15 protein-coding genes, 1 tRNA gene and 1 pseudogene are annotated in these 22,529 nt (G+C 35.9%); 8 read left to right on the forward strand and 9 right to left on the reverse strand.

Annotated features, from left to right (window positions below; all coding sequences use genetic code 11):
- Positions 1-51: 51 nt before the first annotated feature.
- Positions 52-1,095: a LacI family DNA-binding transcriptional regulator gene (locus IEV72_RS05600; RefSeq protein WP_188458112.1), complete on the forward strand. Its 1,044-nt coding sequence runs from the start codon at positions 52-54 to the stop codon at positions 1,093-1,095.
- A gap of 213 nt (positions 1,096-1,308) precedes the next feature.
- Here IEV72_RS05600 and IEV72_RS05605 read toward each other — a convergent pair.
- Together IEV72_RS05605 and IEV72_RS05610 are read right to left on the reverse strand one after the other, a co-directional pair.
- A pseudogene (locus tag IEV72_RS05605) lies at positions 1,309-3,756 on the reverse strand (glycoside hydrolase family 2 TIM barrel-domain containing protein).
- A 1-nt stretch (position 3,757) separates the two neighbouring features.
- The gene (locus tag IEV72_RS05610) at positions 3,758-4,945 is read right to left on the reverse strand and encodes a glycoside hydrolase family 53 protein (protein WP_188458113.1); all 1,188 of its coding nucleotides are present in this window, start codon (positions 4,943-4,945) and stop codon (positions 3,758-3,760) included.
- A gap of 332 nt (positions 4,946-5,277) precedes the next feature.
- On the opposite strand from IEV72_RS05610, the gene IEV72_RS05615 reads away from it, so the two are divergent.
- From IEV72_RS05615 to IEV72_RS05645, 7 genes are all read left to right on the forward strand, one after another.
- Positions 5,278-6,645, forward strand: coding sequence for an MFS transporter (locus tag IEV72_RS05615; protein ID WP_188458114.1), 1,368 nt, complete (start codon positions 5,278-5,280; stop codon positions 6,643-6,645).
- A gap of 11 nt (positions 6,646-6,656) precedes the next feature.
- Positions 6,657-7,325, forward strand: a complete 669-nt coding sequence (gene pgmB, locus IEV72_RS05620; protein WP_188458115.1) for a beta-phosphoglucomutase — start codon at positions 6,657-6,659, stop codon at positions 7,323-7,325.
- A 68-nt stretch (positions 7,326-7,393) separates the two neighbouring features.
- On the forward strand, positions 7,394-9,697 hold the full coding sequence (gene mdxK, locus IEV72_RS05625) for a maltose phosphorylase MdxK (RefSeq protein WP_188458116.1): 2,304 nt from the start codon (positions 7,394-7,396) through the stop codon (positions 9,695-9,697).
- A 64-nt stretch (positions 9,698-9,761) separates the two neighbouring features.
- Complete coding sequence (locus IEV72_RS05630; RefSeq protein WP_188458117.1) at positions 9,762-11,630, forward strand: glycoside hydrolase family 13 protein; 1,869 nt, start codon at positions 9,762-9,764, stop codon at positions 11,628-11,630.
- Between the two features lie 4 nt (positions 11,631-11,634).
- On the forward strand, positions 11,635-12,639 hold the full coding sequence (locus IEV72_RS05635) for an alpha/beta hydrolase (protein WP_188458118.1): 1,005 nt from the start codon (positions 11,635-11,637) through the stop codon (positions 12,637-12,639).
- Between the two features lie 2 nt (positions 12,640-12,641).
- Positions 12,642-15,017 (forward strand): TIM-barrel domain-containing protein, encoded by a 2,376-nt coding sequence (locus IEV72_RS05640; RefSeq protein ID WP_188458119.1) that lies wholly within the window; start codon positions 12,642-12,644, stop codon positions 15,015-15,017.
- 11 nt (positions 15,018-15,028) lie between these two features.
- The gene (locus IEV72_RS05645) at positions 15,029-16,471 is read left to right on the forward strand and encodes an alpha-amylase family glycosyl hydrolase (protein ID WP_188458120.1); all 1,443 of its coding nucleotides are present in this window, start codon (positions 15,029-15,031) and stop codon (positions 16,469-16,471) included.
- A 557-nt stretch (positions 16,472-17,028) separates the two neighbouring features.
- Here IEV72_RS05645 and IEV72_RS13740 read toward each other — a convergent pair.
- The 7 genes from IEV72_RS13740 to IEV72_RS05680 all read right to left on the reverse strand — a co-directional run bounded on the left by IEV72_RS13740 (position 17,029) and on the right by IEV72_RS05680 (position 22,447).
- A complete protein-coding gene (locus IEV72_RS13740) occupies positions 17,029-17,163 on the reverse strand; it encodes a GIY-YIG nuclease family protein (protein WP_188458121.1) in 135 nt (44 codons plus the stop codon).
- Between the two features lie 43 nt (positions 17,164-17,206).
- Positions 17,207-17,282: transfer RNA gene (locus IEV72_RS05655), tRNA-His, on the reverse strand.
- Between the two features lie 64 nt (positions 17,283-17,346).
- Positions 17,347-18,063 carry a bacillithiol biosynthesis deacetylase BshB1 gene (bshB1, locus tag IEV72_RS05660; protein WP_188458122.1) on the reverse strand — a complete coding sequence of 239 codons (717 nt, stop codon included), beginning with the start codon at positions 18,061-18,063 and terminating at the stop codon, positions 17,347-17,349.
- Between the two features lies 1 nt (position 18,064).
- Positions 18,065-19,537, reverse strand: coding sequence for a Na+/H+ antiporter NhaC (nhaC, locus tag IEV72_RS05665; RefSeq protein ID WP_188458123.1), 1,473 nt, complete (start codon positions 19,535-19,537; stop codon positions 18,065-18,067).
- Between the two features lie 140 nt (positions 19,538-19,677).
- Positions 19,678-20,331 (reverse strand): fructose-6-phosphate aldolase, encoded by a 654-nt coding sequence (fsa, locus tag IEV72_RS05670; RefSeq protein ID WP_188458124.1) that lies wholly within the window; start codon positions 20,329-20,331, stop codon positions 19,678-19,680.
- A 25-nt stretch (positions 20,332-20,356) separates the two neighbouring features.
- The gene (locus IEV72_RS05675) at positions 20,357-21,160 is read right to left on the reverse strand and encodes an SDR family oxidoreductase (protein WP_188458125.1); all 804 of its coding nucleotides are present in this window, start codon (positions 21,158-21,160) and stop codon (positions 20,357-20,359) included.
- A gap of 42 nt (positions 21,161-21,202) precedes the next feature.
- Complete coding sequence (locus IEV72_RS05680) at positions 21,203-22,447, reverse strand: porin (protein WP_188458126.1); 1,245 nt, start codon at positions 22,445-22,447, stop codon at positions 21,203-21,205.
- Between the last annotated feature and the right edge of the window lie 82 nt (positions 22,448-22,529).

A 22,529-nucleotide genomic window follows, 5' to 3' on the forward strand; every position in this document is an offset into this window, starting at 1 on the left:
ATTCAAATGACTTGATTTTTGTTAAATTTGTTATATATATTATATAAGTTTATGAAACAAAAACCTACCTTAAAAGTTATAGCTAGAGAATTAGACGTTTCTGTTTCTACAGTTTCTAAAGCATTAAGAGATAGTAAAGAAATCGGGGAAAAAACCAAAGAGCGTGTAAAAGCTTTTGCGAAATTATATAATTATAGACCCAATAATATAGCATTGAGTCTTAAGAATAAAAAAACAAAAACCTTAGGTGTAATTATACCTGAAATTGTGCACCACTTTTTTACCACCGTTATTTCTGGAATTGAGAAATTTGCTAATGAACAAGGTTACAACGTAATTGTAGGTCTTTCTAATGAATCTTTTGATAAGGAAGTAATCAATCTCGATATGTTAGCCAATGGAAGTATAGATGGTTTTATTTTATCAGTTGCTAAAGAAACCTTGTCCAAACAAGACTTTCACCATATCGCTGAAACCATAGATCAAGGAATCCCAATTGTAATGTTTGATCGTGTAATTGATGAAATTCCCTGCGATAAAGTAATTGTAGACGATGTGGCTACATCCAAAAAAGCAGTTCAACAATTGATTAATTCAGGTTGTAAAAAAATAGGAATTATTAGTACTATGGATTATGTTAGTGTGGGTAAATTAAGAACTCGAGGTTATTTAGAAGCACTTAATCATAATGATATTGAAGTTGATTTTAATGCTATTTTAAAAATAGATGATAAATTTCATGCAGCTACCGAACATGAAGCTTTAGAAAAACAAATAGAAATTTATTTTGAAAGCAATCCTGAAGTTGATGGCATTTTTGCAGTAAATGAAATCTATGCCATCACCGCTATGAAAATTGCACGTAAGTTAGGAAAGTCTATCCCTGAAGATATACAGTTTATCGGTTTTACGGACGGTGTCCTTTCGCAACATGCGTATCCACCCTTAACTACTGTTAGCCAACATGGTTTTGAAATGGGCGAAGAAGCAGCTCGTTTACTCATCGAACGCTTAGAAAAACAAGATGAAGAAACCGAAAGTTACCAAACAGTTGTAGTGAATACTGAAATAGTTGAACGTGAAACTACGAAGTAAATTTTTTTCTATTTCTCTGAAATAGTTGTATTGCATTCCTAAACATGAAAATTAATTCACTTCTTTTTTAATTTTTTTCTGGAGAGTCAAAATTTTCAATGCTAAATCAAGTTAATATAATTGATAATCAAAGCTTCGCGTTTCTTTGCGATTTCTATTCTGCGATCTTTGCGTGAAATAACATTATGATTAAAGTAACTTATTTTAATTGATTTAGTTATGAACAGACTCTAAAGTAATCGACTCACTTTTTAAACCTTCACCAGAAACTTTCAAGTTAATCTCTCCTGCTTCTTTTGAAGCTTGAACCAACACCACTAATTTTCCACTAAATAACTTCATGGTGGGCAAGTGAAACAATTCCAATGAAGTTGGGTCGCCATTGCATGCAGCTCTAAAACTTCCATTTCCAGTCACTTCAAAATTCAATTGATGAGTGGCAGTCGGGCAAGGAATACCATTTTTATCGACAACAGAAACTTCCACAAAGGCCAAATCTTCTCCGTTGGCTTTAATCTTGGTTTGTTCAGGTTTTAAAACCAATTGATGTGGTTGACCAGCAGTTTTCACTTCTTTTTCTGCAACGGCTTCGCCTTCATTATTCAAAGCAACAACTTTTAATGTTCCAGGCTCGTATTTTACATCCATCCACATTAATCGGTAGCGTTCTTGTGGTGAAGCATTTTTACGTTTGGTTTTAACTCCTAGACTTTTTCCATTGAGAAACAATTCTGCGCTATCGTAACTAGTATAAACAAAAACAGGTGTGGTTTTGCCTTCACGGCCTTCCCAATTCCAATGTGGTAAAATGTGAAGCGTTTCGTCTTCGGTATTTCATCTGCTTCGGTACAAGTAGTAGCGGTCTTTGGGTAATCCGGCTAAATCGCTAATCCCAAAGTACGAGCTTCGGCTTGGCCAAGCTTCATCGTAAGGTGTGGGCTCGCCTAAGTAGTCAAAACCTGTCCAAACAAATTCGCCTAACACCCAATCTTTGTCGTCTTGCAACACAAAATCTTCATCAGGTAAATTAGACCAGCTGCAATATTCCATATCGTAGGAAGAAGATTGTAAATCATCGTATTGTTTCATGCTGGCTTTTTCAACTGGAAACTTATAAATTCCACGAGAACTTACGGTAGAAGCGGTTTCTGAACCCAAGATAAATCCTTGTGGAAATTTTTCGTAGGCTTCTTCATATAAATGCACACGGTAGTTTAAACCCGGAATATCCATAATTGCGCCAAAACCGTTTTCCATAACCGCTTGTACTTGGTCCATGCCCACGGTTACAGGTCGGGTTGGGTCTTCTCTATGAAATATATCTTGTAGCCATTTGGCGCGTTTTACACCTTCGCTTCCCCATTGGTCTGGAACTTCGTTGCCCGAACTCCACATGACAATTGATGGATGATTTCGAGTAGCATGCACTAAGTTTACAATGTCTTTTTCTGCATATTCATCAAAATACAAATGGTAGCCGTTTTCAACTTTTGGTTTTTTCCATTCGTCAAAACTTTCGGCTAAAAACAGAAAACCCATTTCATCGCAAAGCTGCAATTGCTCTAACGAAGGCATGTTATGCGAACTCCGAATGGCATTTACGCCTAAATCTTTTAAAATTCTAAGTTGTCTTTTTAAAGCTGAAGTATTTACAGCAGCACCCAACGGACCTAAATCGTGGTGCAGACAAACACCTTTGAATTTGGTGACTTCTCCGTTTAAAAGGAAGCCTGTATTTCGGTCATATGCAATACTTCGAATTCCAAATTGGGTAGCGACTTCATCTTTCAGTTGATTTTTACTATATAATTTGGTAACAGCAGTATACAAATAAGGATTTTCAGGACTCCATAAATTGGGGTATTCAACAGGAATATTTTGATCAAATTCGTTGTTGAATAGGCTAGTGGATTCCTGTGTATTGACTTCAACACCTTCAGCATCAAGAATAGTAGTGACGAGCTTTAGATTTTCACCTGAAGCTTTTGTTTTGATGTTGACTTTAGCGAGTTCATCAGTAATCACGGGAGTAGTAACGAACGTACCCCAATGGTCAATGCTTTCTTGATTTTTTACGATTAATTTCACGTTTCTGTATAAACCTGCACCGGGATACCAACGAGAAGATTTCTCTCGATTGTTCAGTTTTACGGCTATCGAATTATTTTCTGCTTTTACATAATTGGTAATATCGAAGTAAAAATAAGCGTAACCATATTTCCATTCGCCAACTTTTTCACCATTGATGAAGACTTCGGGTTCGCTCATGGCACCGTCAAATTGAATCAGTACTTTTTTATGTTTGTCTAAATTGGGAACAGCAAAACTGTTTCGATACCAAGCTTCACCAATATAAGGCAACGCGCCGGTTCGTCCGGTTTTTTCCGTAGCTGAAGTTTCATTGTTTTGCGTAATAGCTACAACTTGTTTGTCAATTTCCTTATCAAATGGACCATAAATTGCCCAATCGTGGGGTACGTTTACGGTTTCCCAATTTGAATCGTCAAAATTGGGATTCACCGCTTTAGGATGCTTTCCTTTGTTGAATTTCCAATCTTCTTTCAGCAGGATGCTTTCTCTAGTTTGTACTTCATTTTTTTCAGTACAACTCCAAAAAAATGATGTAAGTATAAATAAAATGAAGCTTGATGCAAATCTCATATTAATCTTTTAAGGTTGTTGAGTAAAATTGCATGCCTAAATTTGCTTTGTTGTCATGATCGAATAATGTTGCGTTATCCCAATGCGATCCTTGTCCCCAAAGTGTGGAACAGTGGGTTGAAACCCAAGCCGGTTCCCAATAAACAATGCCTTTTCCACCTGCATCGTAAATGCATTGAGTTAGGTCGTTTAGGTAATCTAACTGGCCTTGTTGCGTTGCTGGATAGCCTTCAATTAAAGCATCACTTCCTTGAATATTTCCAGCTTGGTCAATATCTTCTAAGGTAAACGGATAAGCGGTTTCTACCACCATTAATTTTTTGTTATACGTGTTTATCAGTGTTGAAAATGCTTCACCAACATTAGCTAAATTATAGCTTGACCATTTTGGATAGTACGAAAGCCCAATCCAATCGTAATCGGTTACTCCGTTAGCTGTAGCTTCTTGAAACCACCAAAGTCCATTTTCGGGTTGAGCAATATGTAACATTACTTCTACAGATGTTGGTTGATCTTCAGAAAAATCCCTTACGGCTTTTATTCCTTGGTTGATTAAAAATGAATTGCGTTCCCAATCAATTGGCCATTCCAACTCACCATCTTGTAAAATCATGGGATTGGTTTCATTTCCTACTTGAACAATATCAGGTGTTAAGTTTAAGTCTGCTAATTCATTCAACGTATTTAATGTGTAATTGTAAAGTGAATCTCCTAAAACTTCGGTATCATCAATGTGAGCTAACCAAGCTGCAGGAATCTGTTGATTTTCGGGATCAGCCCAAGTATCAGAATAATGAAAATCCAATAAGACTTTTAGATTGTTTTGTTTTGCTCTGGCAATGCCTTGTTTTACATCTTCCAAATCTGAATAGTCTGTCCATTCTGGATTATGCCAAAGTCTGAATCGTACCAAATTTGCACCTGCTTCATCAAAAATAACGTAAGGATCTTTTATGATATTAGCAGCATCTTTATAAACAGCACCACAATCTTCCATTTCGTTTACATAAGATAAATCGGCTCCTTTGTAGAAAGAAATTTCAGGATTTGGCTCAGGATCGGGTTGGGAAACGCTGTCGTCTGTATTGTCATTTTCGCTGCTACAGGAAAGCAAAAAAAGTATGCTCAATAAAAACCATAGTATCAATCCGAATCGTTTGTTTTTAGTATTAAATTCAAGAGTCTTCATACGCTACAATATTAAATGTAATTCAAGTATACAATATTAATAAATAATTTGAAACCAACCAGTACCTACCAGTTTTTAATTTAGATGTTTTGAAGTCAAGACTAGGATATTCAATAAAAAAAAACCAATACTCTTTTTTATTTCATATTGAAAAATAAACATACAACGTGATAGTTGCAAAATCTGTAAAAATTAATACCAATGAATCATCATATTTAAGAAATTCAAATATATTTGTAATTGAAATAATAGAACTTATACTTTTACTTCCACATTAAGGTAAGTTTTTTATTATTGAAAAGCTTATCGTTTATTCACGAAATTTAAACGATATGCAAAAACGCAGACTTTCTACCGCTGAAATCATTTATTTAAGTTTCGGCTTTCTTGGTATTCAAATGGGTTTTGCTTTGCAAAATGGTTTTGCAAGCAGAATTTTGCAAACCTTTGGAGCTGAAGTACATCAACTATCATGGTTTTGGCTAATTGCACCCGTGACGGGTTTAATTGTGCAACCTTTAGTAGGACACTACAGTGATAATACGTGGACGAAACTCGGAAGAAGAAAACCTTATTTTTTAATAGGAGCGATTTTAGCTTCAATAGGATTAATACTTCTCCCGCAAGCCGATTTGTTTATTGCCTTTCTGCCAGCGCTTTGGGTAGGTACAGGAATGTTGATGATCATGGACATTTCGTTCAATATTTCCATGGAACCTTTTCGAGCTTTGGTTGCCGATGTATTAAACAAAGAACAACGAACTTTAGGTTTTACCACTCAAACTATTTTGATAGGTATCGGAGCTGTTTTGGGTTCTTGGTTACCTTATGTACTTTCTGAATATTTCGACATTAGTAATAGAGCCGAAGATGGAACTGTTCCGTTAAATTTAATTTGGTCGTTTATTATCGGTGCTATCGTGTTGGTGGTTTCTATTTTAGTAACCATTTTTAATACTAGAGAATATTCGCCAGAAGAAATTGCCCTTATTGAAAAGGCAAAATCTAAAGAAATTGATCAAGTTGAAGAAGTTGCACCAAAAGAAAAAGCAAAACTATCCGACATTTTTACTGATTTTGTAAAGATGCCAGAAACCATGAAGCAGCTCAGTTGGGTTCAGTTTTTTTCTTGGTTTGCTTTATTTGGAATGTGGGTGTTTTTTACACCGGCTTTAGCACAGCATTTTTATGGACTACCGCACACCGATTCCTCTAGTGAATTGTTTAATCAAGCTGGAGATTGGGTTGGAATTTTATTTGGAGTGTACAATTTGGTTTCCATTCCTGTGGCGCTTTCTTTACATAAAGTAGCTAGCAAATTAGGAAGAAAGAAAACGCATTTGTACGCTTTATTAATCGGTGGAATTAGTTTTTTCTCTATTTACTTTATGCCAGATCGCTATTGGTTAATTTTACCAATGATAGGAATTGGGATAGCATGGGCTAGTATTTTATCCATGCCGTATGCCATTCTAGCGGGTGCGCTAAATCCTAAAAAAATGGGTGTGTACATGGGGATTTTCAACTTCTTCATCGTACTACCACAAATCTTAAACGGTCTTATTGGTGGACCGCTTGTAAAATATGCTTACGGAAATCAAGCCATTTTTGCATTGATGCTTTCAGGGGTAAGTATGATTATAGCAGCGTTTTTAGTATTAAAAGTTAAGGATGTAGATGACATTCAAATAAAAAAATAAAATTCAAATTAATGCAAAAAAAAGGAATCATTTTCGATTTAGACGGTGTAATTGTAGACACAGCAAAGTATCATTTTCTGGCTTGGAAAAACCTTGCCGAAAGCTTAGACATCAATTTTAACAAAAAGCAAAATGAACAGTTAAAAGGAGTCAGCCGAATTGAATCCTTAAAAAAGATTTTAACCTGGGGAAAGAAAAGGATTTCAGAAAAACGATTCAACGAATTGCTTCATCAGAAAAATGAAGAATATTTAGTTTCTGTTCAAAAGATGGATGAATCTGAAATTTTACCTGGGGTTATGAAACGACTAAAAATGTTGAAAGACGTTGGACATCCCATTGCATTGGGCTCGGCCAGTAAAAATGCAAAAACCATTTTAGAACGGGTAAATTTAATGCCTTATTTTGATGTCATCGTAGATGGAAATGAAGTAAGCAAAGCAAAACCAAATCCTGAAGTTTTTTTAAAAGCAGCTCAACTTTTAGGTGTAGAACCCGAAAATGCCATCGTTTTTGAAGATGCTTTAGCAGGAATTGAAGCAGCCAATCGAGCTAAAATGCTCAGCGTAGGTATTGGCGAAAAATCAATTTTGAAGGATGCAGATTTTGTATTTGCTGATTTTACCGAAATAACTGATAAGCATTTCAATGCAATTCTGAACGCATCGAAAGCTGAATAAATTCATTTGAAAAAATGCAATTGAACTGAATAACAAAACAGTAAACTAAACTCATTAATTCGATTATTATGAATCAAGATTATATCACTCCCAACGAATGGTCCATTATCGAAGACGGATTCGACAAAGGTCGAGTAAAATCTTCCGAAAGTCTTTTTAGTCTTGGAAATGGCGCAATGGGACAACGTGCAAATTTTGAAGAAACCTATACTGGCGAAACTTTTCAAGGAAGTTATATCGCTGGCGTTTATTATCCAGACAAAACCCGTGTAGGTTGGTGGAAAAACGGTTATCCGGAATATTTTGCTAAAGTATTGAACGCTCCCAATTGGATTGGTATTCGCATTCTAGTAAACGGAGAAGAATTCGATTTGAATACGTGTACCAAAGTAGAAAATTACCAGCGTGAACTCAATATGAAAGAAGGTTGGCACAAACGTATTTTTACCGCAACAACTCCTTACGGAATTGAACTTAAAGTGGAAGCAAAACGTTTTCTTTCCTTAGCGCATGATGAATTGGGCGTAATCAATTTCAATATAATTCCGCTAAATCAATCAGCTGAAATTAGTTTCATTCCATACATCGATGCAGGAATTACTAACCAAGATTCCAATTGGGACGATAAGTTTTGGGAAATCACCAATGTGCAAAATGAAGAAAAACAAGCTTTTATTGAATCCCATACCAACAAAACGCATTATTATGTATGTACGTTTATGGAATCGAAATTATTGTTGGATGGAAATGAAATTGATGTAACAGCAGAAAAAGCTTCAACTGATAAACAAGCGAGTTTACAATATACTCAACAAGTTGAAAAAGGACAATCCTTCAGCATTCAAAAATACGCTGGCTATGTTACTTCATTGAATCATGAAAAAAATCAATTGATTGACGCTGCCAAGCAAGTTTTAGCAGAAGGGATTCAACTAGGATATGATGCATTGTTGAAACTTCAACAAGAAGCTTGGGCCAACATTTGGGCAATGAGTGACATTACGATTGAAGGCGATGTAAAAGCACAACAAGGTATTCGCTTTAATATTTTTCAATTGAACCAGACTTATTTGGGGAAAGATGCACGATTAAACATCGGACCCAAAGGATTCACTGGCGAAAAATACGGCGGTAGTACCTATTGGGATACCGAAGCTTATTGCATTCCATTTTACATGGCTACCAAAGACCAAGAAGTGGCTAGAAATTTATTGACTTACCGATACAAACACTTAGGAAAAGCGATTGAAAATGCTGAAAAACTTGGATTTACCAACGGAGCTGCTTTGTATCCTATGGTGACCATGAACGGCGAAGAATCACACAACGAGTGGGAAATTACTTTTGAAGAAATTCATCGAAACGGCGCCATCGCTTTTGCCATTTACAATTACCATCGTTTTACCGGAGATTATTCTTACATCCCAGAAATGGGTATGGAAGTCTTAATTGGTATTGCTCGTTTTTGGCAACAACGCGCTACATTTTCAACACACAAAAACAAGTGGGTGATTTTAGGCGTTACCGGACCTAACGAATACGAAAACAACGTTAATAACAATTGGTATACCAACTACATTGCCAAATGGTGTATGGAATACATGTTGGAAAATCTCAATATATTGAAGCAAGGTTTTGCTGCTGATTATGCACGTATTCTTGAAAAAACAAACATTCAAGACCAGGAACTTGAGCAAATGAAAGAAATTTGTGACGCAATGTATTTTCCTTATTCTGAAGAACATGGAGTTTACTTGCAACAAGATGGTTTCTTAGACAAAGAAATGATTCGGGTAAAAGATTTAGATGCCAAACAACGACCCATCAACCAGCATTGGTCTTGGGACAGAATTTTGCGTTCTCCTTACATCAAACAAGCCGATACTTTACAAGGCTTCTACTTTTTTGAAGACCATTTTAGCGAAACAGAATTGGAAAAACATTTCGATTTTTATGAACCTTTTACGGTGCATGAATCCTCGCTTTCACCTTGTGTGCACAGCATTCAAGCAGCGAAATTAAATCGAATGGAACAAGCGTACCAATTTTATTTACGTACTTCTCGTTTAGATTTAGACGATTACAATAAAGAAGTAGAAGAAGGTTGCCACATTACCAGTATGGCAGGAACGTGGATGAGTATAGTTGAAGGTTTTGGCGGAATGCGCGTAAAAGATGATCAACTGCATTTTTCATCAAAAATCCCTACACAATGGGATTCCTATTCGTTTAAAGTCAACTTTAGAAATCAGATTTTAACCGTTAAGGTATCTAAATCCGGAGTAGATTTTAAACTGAAAGGAGCAGAGCAAATGCAGGTGATGGTCAACGGTGAGTCAAGAATGATTCAGACGGAGACAATGAGTGTGTAATTTCATAGCCCACGAATTCATTCGTGGGCTATGAAATAAATATTGCAAAAAGAATAATTCACTTATGAAAAAATTAAGCAAAGTCGTTTTCCTGATTTTCCTATTCTCACTAGGAAAACTCCATGCCCAAGAACTTCGTGTTGAACCACCGAATTGGTGGATTGGTTTTGAAAATCAAGAACTTCAATTGTTGGTACATTATCCAAACATCAGCCAAGCGGAAGTTGAAATGGATTATCCAAATTTAAGTATCGACCAAATTCATAATGCAGATAGCGAAAATTATCTTTTCATCGATTTAAGCTTAAATGAAAACACTCCGCCTGGAGAATTCAATTTAAAGTTTACTTTTCCCAACGGAGAAGTAGTAAGTTATGCATATTCACTTTTAGCAAGAGAAAAAAAAGGAAGTGAAATTCACGGTTTTGATAGCAGTGACGCCATTTATTTAATCACACCCGATCGCTTTGCCAATGCCAATCCCGAAAACGATATTGTTGAAAGTCTTTTAGAAAAAACCATTGACAGAGCAGACGATTATGCTCGACATGGTGGCGATATTAAAGGGATAACACAGCATTTAGATTATATTCAAGACATGGGTTTTACAGCGGTTTGGCCGAGTCCGTTGTTGGAAAACGACATGCATAGAGCTTCCTACCACGGTTATGCCATTACCGATTTTTACAAAGTAGACCCACGTTTTGGAACGCTTTCGGAATACGAGAATTTAGCTAAGCAACTTCAGCAAAAAGACATGAAACTGATTATGGATATGGTTGCGAATCATTGCGGAAGTGAACATTGGTGGATGAAGGATTTACCGTTTTCAGATTGGGTAAATTACCAAGAAGAATTTGAAGCTGGTGAGAAAATGCCTACATCCAATCACCGAAGAACGACCAATCAAGACCGATATGCTTCAGAATATGATGCTGCTGAAATGCAAAAAGGTTGGTTTGTACAAACCATGCCCGACTTGAATCAGCAAAACCCGTTTATGGCAAAGTACCTTATTCAAAATTCCATTTGGTGGGTAGAAACTTTGCATTTGGGCGGCATTCGCCAAGATACTTATCCGTATCCCGATAAGCATTTTATGGCGGATTGGGCAAAAGCCATTATGACGGAATATCCTAATTTTAGTATTGTTGGTGAAGAATGGAGTTACAATCCGCTGCTGGTTGGCTATTGGCAAGATGGAAACCATAATTATGACGGATATCGTTCGTATTTAACTTCTACGATGGATTTTCCGATGCAACAAAACATTGTAGATGCCTTGAATCAAGAAGAATCTTGGGACAATGGATTGGTGAAAATTTATGAAGGATTGGCAAATGATTTTGGGTATCATTCTCCCAAAGACATCATGATTTTTGCCGACAACCACGACAAAAGCAGAATTTTCACGCAATTGAATGAAGATGTAGCCAACACCAAAATGGCAATGGGTTTGTTACTGACTTTACCACGCATTCCTCAAATTTATTACGGAACGGAAATCTTGATGGATGACACCGCCAAACCCGGTGACCATGGATTGATAAGAACCGATTTTCCCGGCGGTTGGAAAGGTGATGAAGTGAATGTGTTTAAAAATCAAGGTTTAACCGAAACCCAAATGGATTTCAAAGCTTTTTTGAAAAAGGTGTTGAATTACCGTAAGCATTCCAAGGCCATTCATGAAGGCAAAACCATTCATTTTGCTCCGTTTGATGGAGTCTATGTTTTGTTTAGACAATATGAAGAAGAAACGGTGATGCTGGTTTTGAACAAAAATGAAGCTTCAACAACCATAGTTTTAAGTCGATTTGAAGAATTGAATTTGAATGGAAAAGAATTCACTAACTTAGATTCCAATGAATCCTTCATTTGGAAAGACGAACTGCAATTGAATCATGGAATTCATATCTTCACCACTAAACAATAAACCTATGATAGTCTTTTACCTTTGCTGTTTTTCTTTGTTTATACTTACTTCTTGTAAACAAGAAAAAGCATCAACTGAAAACGAAACTGAAGAAGTTGTTGAAATTCAAAATGATTTTGAAGTAGTTAAAGACGCTGTTCTTTCAGCAGGGAAATTATATCGAATCGAAAATTTTGAATCTAATTTTGTAAGTTCAAGAAATATTGATGTGTGGTTGCCTGAGAATTATTCTGATACTATTGCTTACGCCACTTTGTACATGCACGACGGACAAATGTTGTTCGATTCCACTACTACTTGGAACAAACAAGAATGGAAAGTAGACGAGACGGTTTCCAGTTTGATGAAAGAAAGTAAAATTAAACCCACCATCGTAGTTGGTATGTGGAATGTTACTGAAGACCGACATACAGATTACTTTCCGCAACAACCTTGGGAAAACCTTCCCGATTCAACTCGCCAGGCGGTTTTAGATGAAAATCATGCGCAAAGCGAATCGCTTTTCAGAAAAGAAATCAATTCAGATAACTATATAAAGTTCATTACTGAAGAAGTTTTGCCTTTAGTTGAAACCAATTTCAATGTAAGTAGAAACTTGAAAGATAGAGCCGTTGCAGGTTCTAGCATGGGAGGATTGATTTCTTGGTACACGGTCTTAGAAAAACCAAACTTGTTCGGTACAGCCATTTGCATATCAACACACTGGCCAGGTGCCATGCCGATTGAAAACAATCCCATTCCAGAAGCATTTTTTAGCTACATCAAGGAGAAATTACCTATGGCACCCAACAACCATAAATTTTATTTCGACTTTGGAACGGAAACTTTAGATGCCTTATATCCACCTTTTGAAGAAATAGTGAACGAAGTTTTTGCTTCCAAAAATTACAAGGAATCATCTTTTAGAAACCTGAAATTTGAAGGAACCAATCACAGCGAAAATGCTTGGAATCAACGTTTACACATTCCGTTAGAATTTGCTCTACACCCCGAACCATCAATCGATTAATCATGAATAGAATAGTTACTATATCAATTCTACTTTTTCTTTTTTGTTTTCAAGTTGAAGCACAAAAAACCGAGTTTAAAAACTTTTCGCAACAAGATGAACATACTTTTTTGATAGAAACTTCAATTGGTTTTTATGAATTCAATTTCATTAATCGGGAAGTTTTACAAGTACGTTTCCTTGAAAATAAATTAGAAAGCCTACCCGAATCCCATGCGGTAGAATTGCCTAAATCTAAGTCTTCTATTGAAGTAAAAACGAATGAAAACACTTTAGAATTTTTTCAATACGGTTTGGCAGTAGAAATTCAAAAACAGCCTTTTGCTATTCGCTATGTATATAAAGGTGAAGAATTGCTTCAACATAAAAATGGTTTTTCAACAGAAACTGTAAAAGTTGATTTCAAAATCGATGAAAATGAAACTTTAATGGGTGGCGGTGCTCGCGCATTAGGTATGAACAGACGTGGACACCAACTTCCATTGTACAATCGCGCGCATTACGGTTACGAAACCCGGTCTGAACAAATGAATTTTGCCCTGCCGATTGTTTTTTCATCTAAAAAATACTTACTTCATTTCGATAATCCTACTACGGGAAACTTAGATTTAGATTCGCAATTCAACAATACTATTACCTATGAAGCAACTTCAGGAGCAAAGCGATTTCAACTTATAGCTGCTGATGACTGGGAAACTATTCTTCAAAATTATACCGCTTTAACAGGAAAGCAACCTTTGCCTGCACGATGGACTTTGGGAAATTTTGCTAGCCGATTTGGTTATCATTCGCAAGATGAAACTGAAATGACGGTGGCTAAATTTAAGGAAGAGCAAATTCCTTTGGATGCGGTGATTTTGGACTTGTATTGGTTTGGAAATGAAGTAATGGGCACGATGGGAAATTTAGAATTTGAAAAAGATTCCTTCCCCAATCCTGAACGAATGATGAAGCGATTGAAAGACCAAGGTGTAAAAACCGTTTTAATTACCGAGCCGTTTATGTTGAAAACTTCACATCGTTGGGAAGAAGCAGTACAAGCGGATATTTTGGTGAAAGATTCCACTGGAAATGCGGCTACTTACGATTTCTTCTTCGGAAATACGGCTTTAATCGATGTATTTGACCCAAAAGCCAAAGACTGGTTTTGGAATATTTACAAAGGATTGAAAGAGCAAGGTGCAACCGGTTGGTGGGGCGATTTGGGCGAACCCGAAGTGCATCCAGCACATTTGATTCATTATGACGACCAAAAAGCAAATGAAGTTCATAACATTTACGGAACGGAATGGGCAAAAATTATTTTCGAGAATTATCAAAACGAATTTCCAGAAGAGCGGCCTTTTATTTTGATGCGCGCCGGTTATTCTGGAGCACAAAAATATGGCATGATGCCTTGGTCTGGCGATGTTAACCGAACTTGGGGCGGATTTCAGTCGCAAGCCGAAATTTCACTTCAAATGGGCATGCAAGGTTTAGGTTACATGCATTCAGATTTGGGTGGATTTGCAGGCGATTTGTTGGATGATGAATTGTATGTTCGTTGGTTGCAATACGGAGTTTTTCAACCCATTTACAGACCACATGCACAAGAAGATGTAGCAGCAGAACCTGTTTTTAGAAGCGATTATGCCAAAAATTTAGCTAAAAAAGCTATCGAGTTACGCTACCAATTATTACCTTATAATTATCACTTGGCTTTTGAAAATTCAACTAAAGGCATTCCCTTAATGCGACCTTTGTTTATGGAAGAACCCGATCATTTTGAACTGTACAACATCAGCCAAACCTATTTATGGGGAAATGACTTTTTGGTTTCGCCTGTTTTAGAAGCTGAACAAAGCCAGAAAAAAGTATATTTTCCATCGACCAACAATTGGTTTGATTTTTATACCGATGAACAATTTGAAGGTGGACAATTTAACTATATTGAAACGAACAAAGAAAATATTCCCACTTTTGTTCGAGCAGGTGCGTTTATTCCATTGGCTGAAATACATCAAACTACGGAAGATTATACGTTCAATAATCTCAACTTTAAATATTATTTTGATGAAACTGTAGAAACTTCACAGCGTAGTTTTTATAACGATGATGGTCAAACAGCAAATGCATTTGAAAACAGAAACTACGAAATGCTTCATTTGAACTTTGAACATTTTGAAGAAGTGAGTGAGCTTCAAATTGAGCATGAAGTAAAAGAAAATTTCAATTCAGATTTAGAAGAAATTCACTTGGAACTCATCAACTGGAAAAAGCGACCTATTTCAATCATGTATAATGGTCAGCCAGTTTCTTACGAATACAAAAATTATACTTTATTAATCAAAAATATTTCCATTCAAGAAGGGAAAAAACAATTATTAATTAGACACTAAAACTTAAAATCATGAAAAAACTACTAAGCTTAGGATTTTGCATTTTGCTACTCGCATCTTGTGCCGACGAAAAGAAAGAAGAAGCTAGAAAACCTTTAGAAAAAGAAGAGCAATCAGAAGAATTGACGGTGACCAACGATGCTTTGGAATCGGCTGTTATTTACGAAGCCAATATTCGTCAATATTCGCCAGAAGGAACTTTTGAAGCTTTTACCAAAGACATTCCGCAGTTGAAAGAATTGGGCGTGAAAGTGATTTGGTTAATGCCGATTTACCCGATTTCCATGACCAATAGAAAAGCTACTCCAGAACTTTCTATTGAAGACATTGAAGACGAAGAAGAAAAGAAAAAATACTTAGGAAGTTACTACGCGATTTCAGATTACACCGCTGTAAATCCAGAATTTGGAAACATGGAAGATTTGGAAAAATTAGTAGAAACTGCGCATGAAAACGACATGTACGTAATATTGGATTGGGTGGCCAACCACACCGGTTGGGACCATCATTGGATTGATGAACATCCTGAATATTATGTAAAAAACAAGGACGGCGAAATCACCGACCCAATGAACAAAGAAACCGGTGAAACTTGGGGCTGGACGGATACAGCACACTTGGAATACGATAACCCAGATTTGCATGAAGCCATGAAAAACGAAATGAAATTTTGGGTAGAAGAAAAAAATATCGACGGATTTAGATGCGATGTAGCTGGTGAAGTTCCAACTGCATTTTGGGAAATGGCAGTAAAGGAATTGGAATCGATTAAGCCTGTTTTTATGTTGGCTGAAAGTGAAGATAAAGACTTGTTTCATGAAGCTTTTGATATGGGCTACAACTGGGAAGGACACCATTTAAAAAATGAGATAGCGCAAGGAAAAAAAACAGTGAAAGCTTGGGATGATTACATGGTCAAAATTGACAGTACTTATCAAAAAGATGACTACTTAATGAATTTTGTAACCAACCATGACGAAAATTCATGGAACGGAACCATTAAAGAACGCATGGGTGATGCTGCCGAAATGATGACTGCTTTTGCCTATACTATTCCAGGAATGCCATTGATTTACAGCGGACAAGAATACGATATGAGTCACCGTTTAAAGTTTTTTGAAAAAGACAGCATTCCAAAAGAAAAAGGAGAAATGTGGTCGTTGCTTGAAAAACTAGGCGGTTTAAAATCTTCTAATGTTGCATTACATGGTGCAAAAGAAGCAGCAGATTACAAACGAATTTTAACTTCAGATGATTCAAAAATATTAGCTTTTAAGAGAGTTAAAAACGGAGAAGAAGTAATTTTTATTGCTAATATGACGAGCAATGAAATTACTTTTAGTTTGGATTTAGAAGGAAATTATACAGACTATATAACAGGTGAAGAAGATGTTTTAATTAAAGGTGCTAAAATTGTTTATCCAGCTTGGGGTTACCAAATTTTGGTAGAATAATAAAAAATTAGTTTTTAAAGAATTTAAGCCTATCCTAATATTGTGATAGGCTTTTTTAATGTTAATAATTGATTTTGAATATATTATATTTAGAGTCAGAATTTAAAAACAATACATCAAGAGCTTCAAAAATGGCTTGATGCTAAAGTAATTTTAGATGCAAATAAGATTCAACTTAAGTGAAAACAAAAGCTTGGGGTTTGACCAATTAAATGTGCATTAGTAGATGCTTTAAACGAGTTTTTAAACATTATTTGTTTAATTAATGCTGAATGTGAATTTATAAAGCTAAGCAAAGCAACAAAAAATACTTGGGGTTAACATCCTGATGAAATGATAGATCGTAAATACATCGATTTTTATACAAAAAAGATGCTGTAAAAACAGTAAATATCATTAAAGAATTTGTAGAAGCTAAAATAGTAACGATTTTTTCAGTTAGGTTTATTCTCTTCAATCCAAGTTTCAAGCCTTTTCCTGCTTATGAAGTTTTTAAGTTTCTTTTCCAGTTTCATGGCTTGACTTCTTGTTTCAACTCTTTGATAAGTAACCAATTTTCAGGGAGTTCCTTTTTTGGTATATTTTTCTTGTTGGTTGTTGTGTTGTTTTATTCTGTTTTCGATATTGTTATTCTGACCGATATAATATTTATTCAGTTTTTCAGAAAACAATATGTAGGTATAGCATTTCATGATAATTATAAATAAAAAAGTCCCTATGAAAGGGACTTTTTTAGGGTGGAAGATGGGTCTCGAACCCACGACCTCTGGTACCACAAACCAGCGCTCTAACCAACTGAGCTACATCCACCGTGTAAGCTATAAAAGCGAATGCAAATTTAGAATTAATTTCGCATTCAAAAAAATATTTATGGATTAAATTAAATCAAAAACAGAATCTATTGCAGGATGATTTTCAAGTGTAAATCCTTCAGCGTGTTCGGTGCCTATTAACCGACCTAAATTTTGTGCACGGTAGGTAACACTGTCTAAAAAGTTTGATGATGAAATAGGTGTTTCAGGCTCTTTCGCGTTTTCCACATAAAACTGACTTGCATAAGCCGTTACTACTTTTAACTTTGTTTCCATAAAACCAGAGATATCAACTACAATATCGGGTTCAATTTCTTTCCATTGAATGTAGTGCAAAACTTTTTTAGGTCGCCAAGCTTCCTGAATTTTGTTATCTTGTCTAGTCTCTAGTTTACGCAAGCCACTTAAAAAACAAGCATGACTAACCAATTCACTTGCTTTTCCGTGATCGATGTGTCGATCTTCAACCGCATTGCAAAAAACAATTTCAGGTTGGTATTTCCGAATCATTTCGATGACTTTCAGCTGATGTGCTTCATCATTAGTTACAAAAGCATCTCTAAAGTTGAGGTTTTCTCTTACTTCTGCACCCAGGATTTCTGCAGCTTTCTTAGCTTCATTGGCACGGATTTCTTTGCTGCCACGAGTTCCCATTTCGCCTTGGGTTAAATCTATAATTCCAACTTTTTTGCCTTTTGAAATTTCTTTGGCTAACACCCCAGAACAGCTTAATTCTACATCATCAGGATGTACACCAAATGCCAAAATATCTAATTTCATTTTAATTTTTTTTGAGTTGTCTTATCTTGATGTTGAAAGCAGCGAAAAGTAAGGTCATAAATGGACTTACATAGTTAAAAATCGCATAAATAAAATAATCAGCCACGGGAACACCTAACACACCGCTGTGATATGCACCGCAGGTATTCCAAGGAATAAGCACAGAAGTAACTGTTCCTGCATCTTCTAGTGTTCTACTTAGATTCTCTGGTGCTAATCCTTTTTCTTCATAGGCTTTTGCGAACATTTTACCGGGTACAACAATCGCTAAATATTGGTCTGATGCTGTTAAGTTGATGGCTAAACAACTCGAAACGGTGCTAGCAAACAAACCAAAAGTGGAGGTGAAGAGTTTCAACAAACTTTCACTAATCTTTGCTAAAGCTCCTATAGCATCCATCACTCCACCGAATACCATGGCACATAAAATCAACCAAATGGTAGGTAACATGCCTGCCATTCCACCAGCGATAAAAAGTTCTTCTAGCAATTTAAAATTTGTTGGAATTTTAATATCAACAGTAATGGCGTTCATTACTCCTTTGTATGCGTTGGCTAGATTCCAAGTAGTTTCTTCCGCTGCTATTAAAATTAAATCAGGCTGTAGAATTAAGGCCAAAACTGCTGCTACTAAGGTTCCTGATAACAATGCGATTAAAGGAGGTGTTTTTTTTACGATTAAGAAAATCACAAAAGCGGGAACTAAAAACAACCAAGGGGTAATAAAAAATCGTTCATTTATTGCAGCTAATATTTCTGCGGTATCTGCTTGGCCACTACTATCTAATGTAAAACCAATAATAATGAATGCCACTAAAGCAACTACAAAACTTGGAATAGTAGTGTAGGTCATATACCTAATGTGTGTAAACAAATCTGTCCCCGCCATGGCTGGAGCAAGGTTGGTAGTATCGCTCAAAGGGGAAAGTTTATCGCCAAAATAAGCTCCCGATAAAATTGCACCAGCAGTCATTCCTAAAGAAATATCTAAAGCATTCGCAATGCCAATTAAAGCAATACCAACCGTTGCAGAAGTAGTCCAACTGCTTCCGATAGAAATGGAAAGCACAGCACAAATTACCACGCAAGCAGCTAGAAAAATAGTTGGGTTGAGTACTTGTAAACCGTAATAAATCATGGTAGGAATAATCCCACTGATAAGCCACGTTCCTGAAAGCGCTCCCACCATGAGTAAAATTAATAATGCGGTAGATGTAGATTTCACGTTCTGTGAAACTTCGGCTACCATGTTTTTATAAGGAACTTTGTTAATAAAACCAATAACAACGGCTACTGCCGCACCCATTAATAAGATAAATTGATTGGAACCATTTAAAGATGAGTCACCAAAAACAAACACATTGTAAGCTAACATGGCCACTAAAAGCACAACAGGAATTAATGCATGGCTAATACTTAAACTTTTATTTTCTACTACATCTTGATTTTTAGAGTCGGAAGTTTGACTATCCATAGGCGTTTTCAATTGTTGGTAAGTTTACAACAATACATTTAAAATTGCAAACCTTTGGAGAGTTGCAAAAATAAGTTAATAAAAAAGCTAGTAAATAGAATCTACTAGCTCTTGAATTGAATTTTAGGTATCAATTTAGTCTACTGATTACTTTTATGATCAGCTAAAAATTTCTCTAAACCTATGTCTGTAAGTGGGTGTTTTAACAATCCTTCAATAGAAGATAAGGGTCCTGTCATTACATCAGCACCAATTTTAGCACAATCAATTACGTGCATAGTGTGTCTTACCGAAGCAGCTAAAATTTGTGTTTCGAAGCCGTAATTGTCATAAATGTTTCTAATTTCAGCTATCAAGTTCAAACCGTCTGTAGAAATATCGTCTAGTCTTCCAATAAATGGAGAAACATAAGTTGCTCCTGCTTTGGCTGCCAACAAAGCTTGTCCAGCAGAAAACACCAAGGTACAGTTGGTTTTTATTCCTTTATCTGAAAAATATTTCAAAGCTTTGATGCCATCTTTTATAATCGGAATCTTCACCACGATTTGTGGATGTAATTTTGCCAATGCTTCCCCTTCTTTCACCATTCCGTCAAAATCGGTTGAAATTACTTCCGCGCTCACATCGCCATCAACAATTTCACATATATTAATGTAGTGTTGAGTTACGTTTTCTTCACCTTTAATTCCTTCTTTTGCCATCAAAGATGGGTTGGTCGTTACGCCATCTAAAACGCCTAAGGCTTGTGCTTCTTTAATTTGGTCTAAATTTGCAGTATCTATAAAAAACTTCATGTTTTGTGATTTATTTTCAACAAATTTACAATTTATAATGCTTAGCAAGCATATTTTCAAAAACTTTATCGGGTAAAATTCCTTTTAAAAAAACAGAAAATTTTTGCAAAGGGCTTCCTACTTTGTAATGTGCTTTTGGTTTTTCTTTTTGAATAATTCTGAAAATAGTTTGCGCAACTTCAATGGGATTTTCTGCTTCATCAACATGCGCATTCATCAGCTTTAAGGATGCTGAATAAGCTTTAAAATAATTGGATTTCGGATTGGCTTCAACGGTGAATCTACCCGAAGCAATGTTGGTTGCAAAATCGCCTGGAGCCAAACATGAAACCTTGATGTTTGTGTTTTTCAATTCCAACCGAAGCGCTTCCGTTAAAGTGATTAAAGCCGATTTACTCGCTGAATAATATCCACGAAAAGGCAAACCCATATAGCCTGCAATGGAAGTTACATTTATAATTTGTCCTTCATTTTGATTTCGCATTAAGGGTAAAACACGCTGTGTTAATTCCATTACGCCAAAAAAGTTGGTTTGAAAATGCGCACGAGCCGCTTTAATCGGTGTTTCTTCAATTGGACCTGTAATGCCTACTCCGGCATTGTTGATCAGGACATCAATTTTACCTTCATTTGTAATAATTTTATCAACTGCTTTTTCAATGCTGTTGGAATCATTCAAGTCTAGTTGAACAAAATGCACTCCATTTAAGCTGTCTTTGCTGGGATTTCGGCTTGTGCCATATACTTTGAAATTGTTTTCAGTAAGAAATTCAGCTGTAACTATACCAATTCCAGATGAAGCACCCGTGATGAGAATGACCTTTGGCATGTATTTTTTCGGTAAATATCTAAATTAAAATTGAAACCTTGGTTAAAAGTTAACTTGAGCTTGTAATCGAAGTAATCTTCCTGTTTGTCTGTTCATTGGATTTAAGGCATCTTCGAAGGTTCGGTCTGAGAAAGTATACATCATTACAAATTCTAAGTTTCTGATGGGTTGCCATTCTATTCCCACTTCCAATTCGCTCACCCTGTGCTTTCTTGCATCCAATTCGTGTTTTTTTCCACCAGCATAATTGTGGTATCTAGTAAATGGAATAACAAGCCCTAATGTAGGAGAATCAATGTAATAAGAAAGCGTTGCGTAACCACCATTTAAACTTTGCGTTTCAATAGTGTTTGTTTCTGGATTAAACTCAGGTCCACGACCAATATTATATTCAGCTTGAATACCAAAAGGTTGTGGATACCAAACTGCAGAAAGTGCAACGCGTTGGTCAATGTATTCCATATCATTATTAGTAATTACACCTTCTGTAACATTGGGTAAAACAAATTTACCTGAGTAAGCTTGGATACCAGGCTCAAAAAATTGACCATTTCTTAATTCAAATGGATAACTTAATCTGGCAACCCAGTGAGCATTTCGGTTTCTATCTGGTTGATTAGCAGTTTGACCATTAAAAGCACCAAAACCAAAAACACCGTAATCCCCAGAATGTTTTAAATTCATTTGTGCAATTTTGCGCATTCTGTCTCTAATTTTTTTTGGAGCCCAATAAAAAAACACCCCAATATCACGCTCGTTAGCAACTGCTGAGTTAAGTCCGTCATGACGGTCTAAAGGAATTCGGTTTTGACTAGATTGTAGATTTTCAAATCCAAAAGGAATTTTAGTTTGACCAAACCTAAATCGAAAGGTTTTTTTGCTATCTAATGCAACATCAAAATAGGCATCTCTAATTTGTGAAAATTGCTGCCGATCACCACCTGGAGATGAAGCAAAATCTGGCTGTATGTAAAAATATACGCGTTCATGAATATTTCCAAAAAAGACAATTCGTATTCTTCTAAAGAAAAAACCACCATCGCCACCCCAAGAACGGTCGCATTGTTGGCATCTTAAGTCAGTATTTGTTTCGCCTATACGATTGTATCTTACCTGCGCATAACCTCGAATATTTATTAAATCATTCCATTTTACTAAAGGCTTACTCGCTTTTACTCCATCTTCTAAGTAAACCGTATCTTTGTCAATATTATTATCAGTATCATTTTGAGCATACACAGAAAGGAAACTTAAAATAAATAATACAGGAGCCAAACAAAATTTCATGTCTTTATTTTAATTTGCAAAGCAAGCGAATTTTACGTATGCTTAAAATACATAACATAAATTTAAAGATTTGGTAACATTT

The sequence above is a fragment of the Psychroflexus planctonicus genome (assembly GCF_014640195.1).
GTDB classification, from domain to species: Bacteria; Bacteroidota; Bacteroidia; order Flavobacteriales; family Flavobacteriaceae; genus Psychroflexus; species Psychroflexus planctonicus.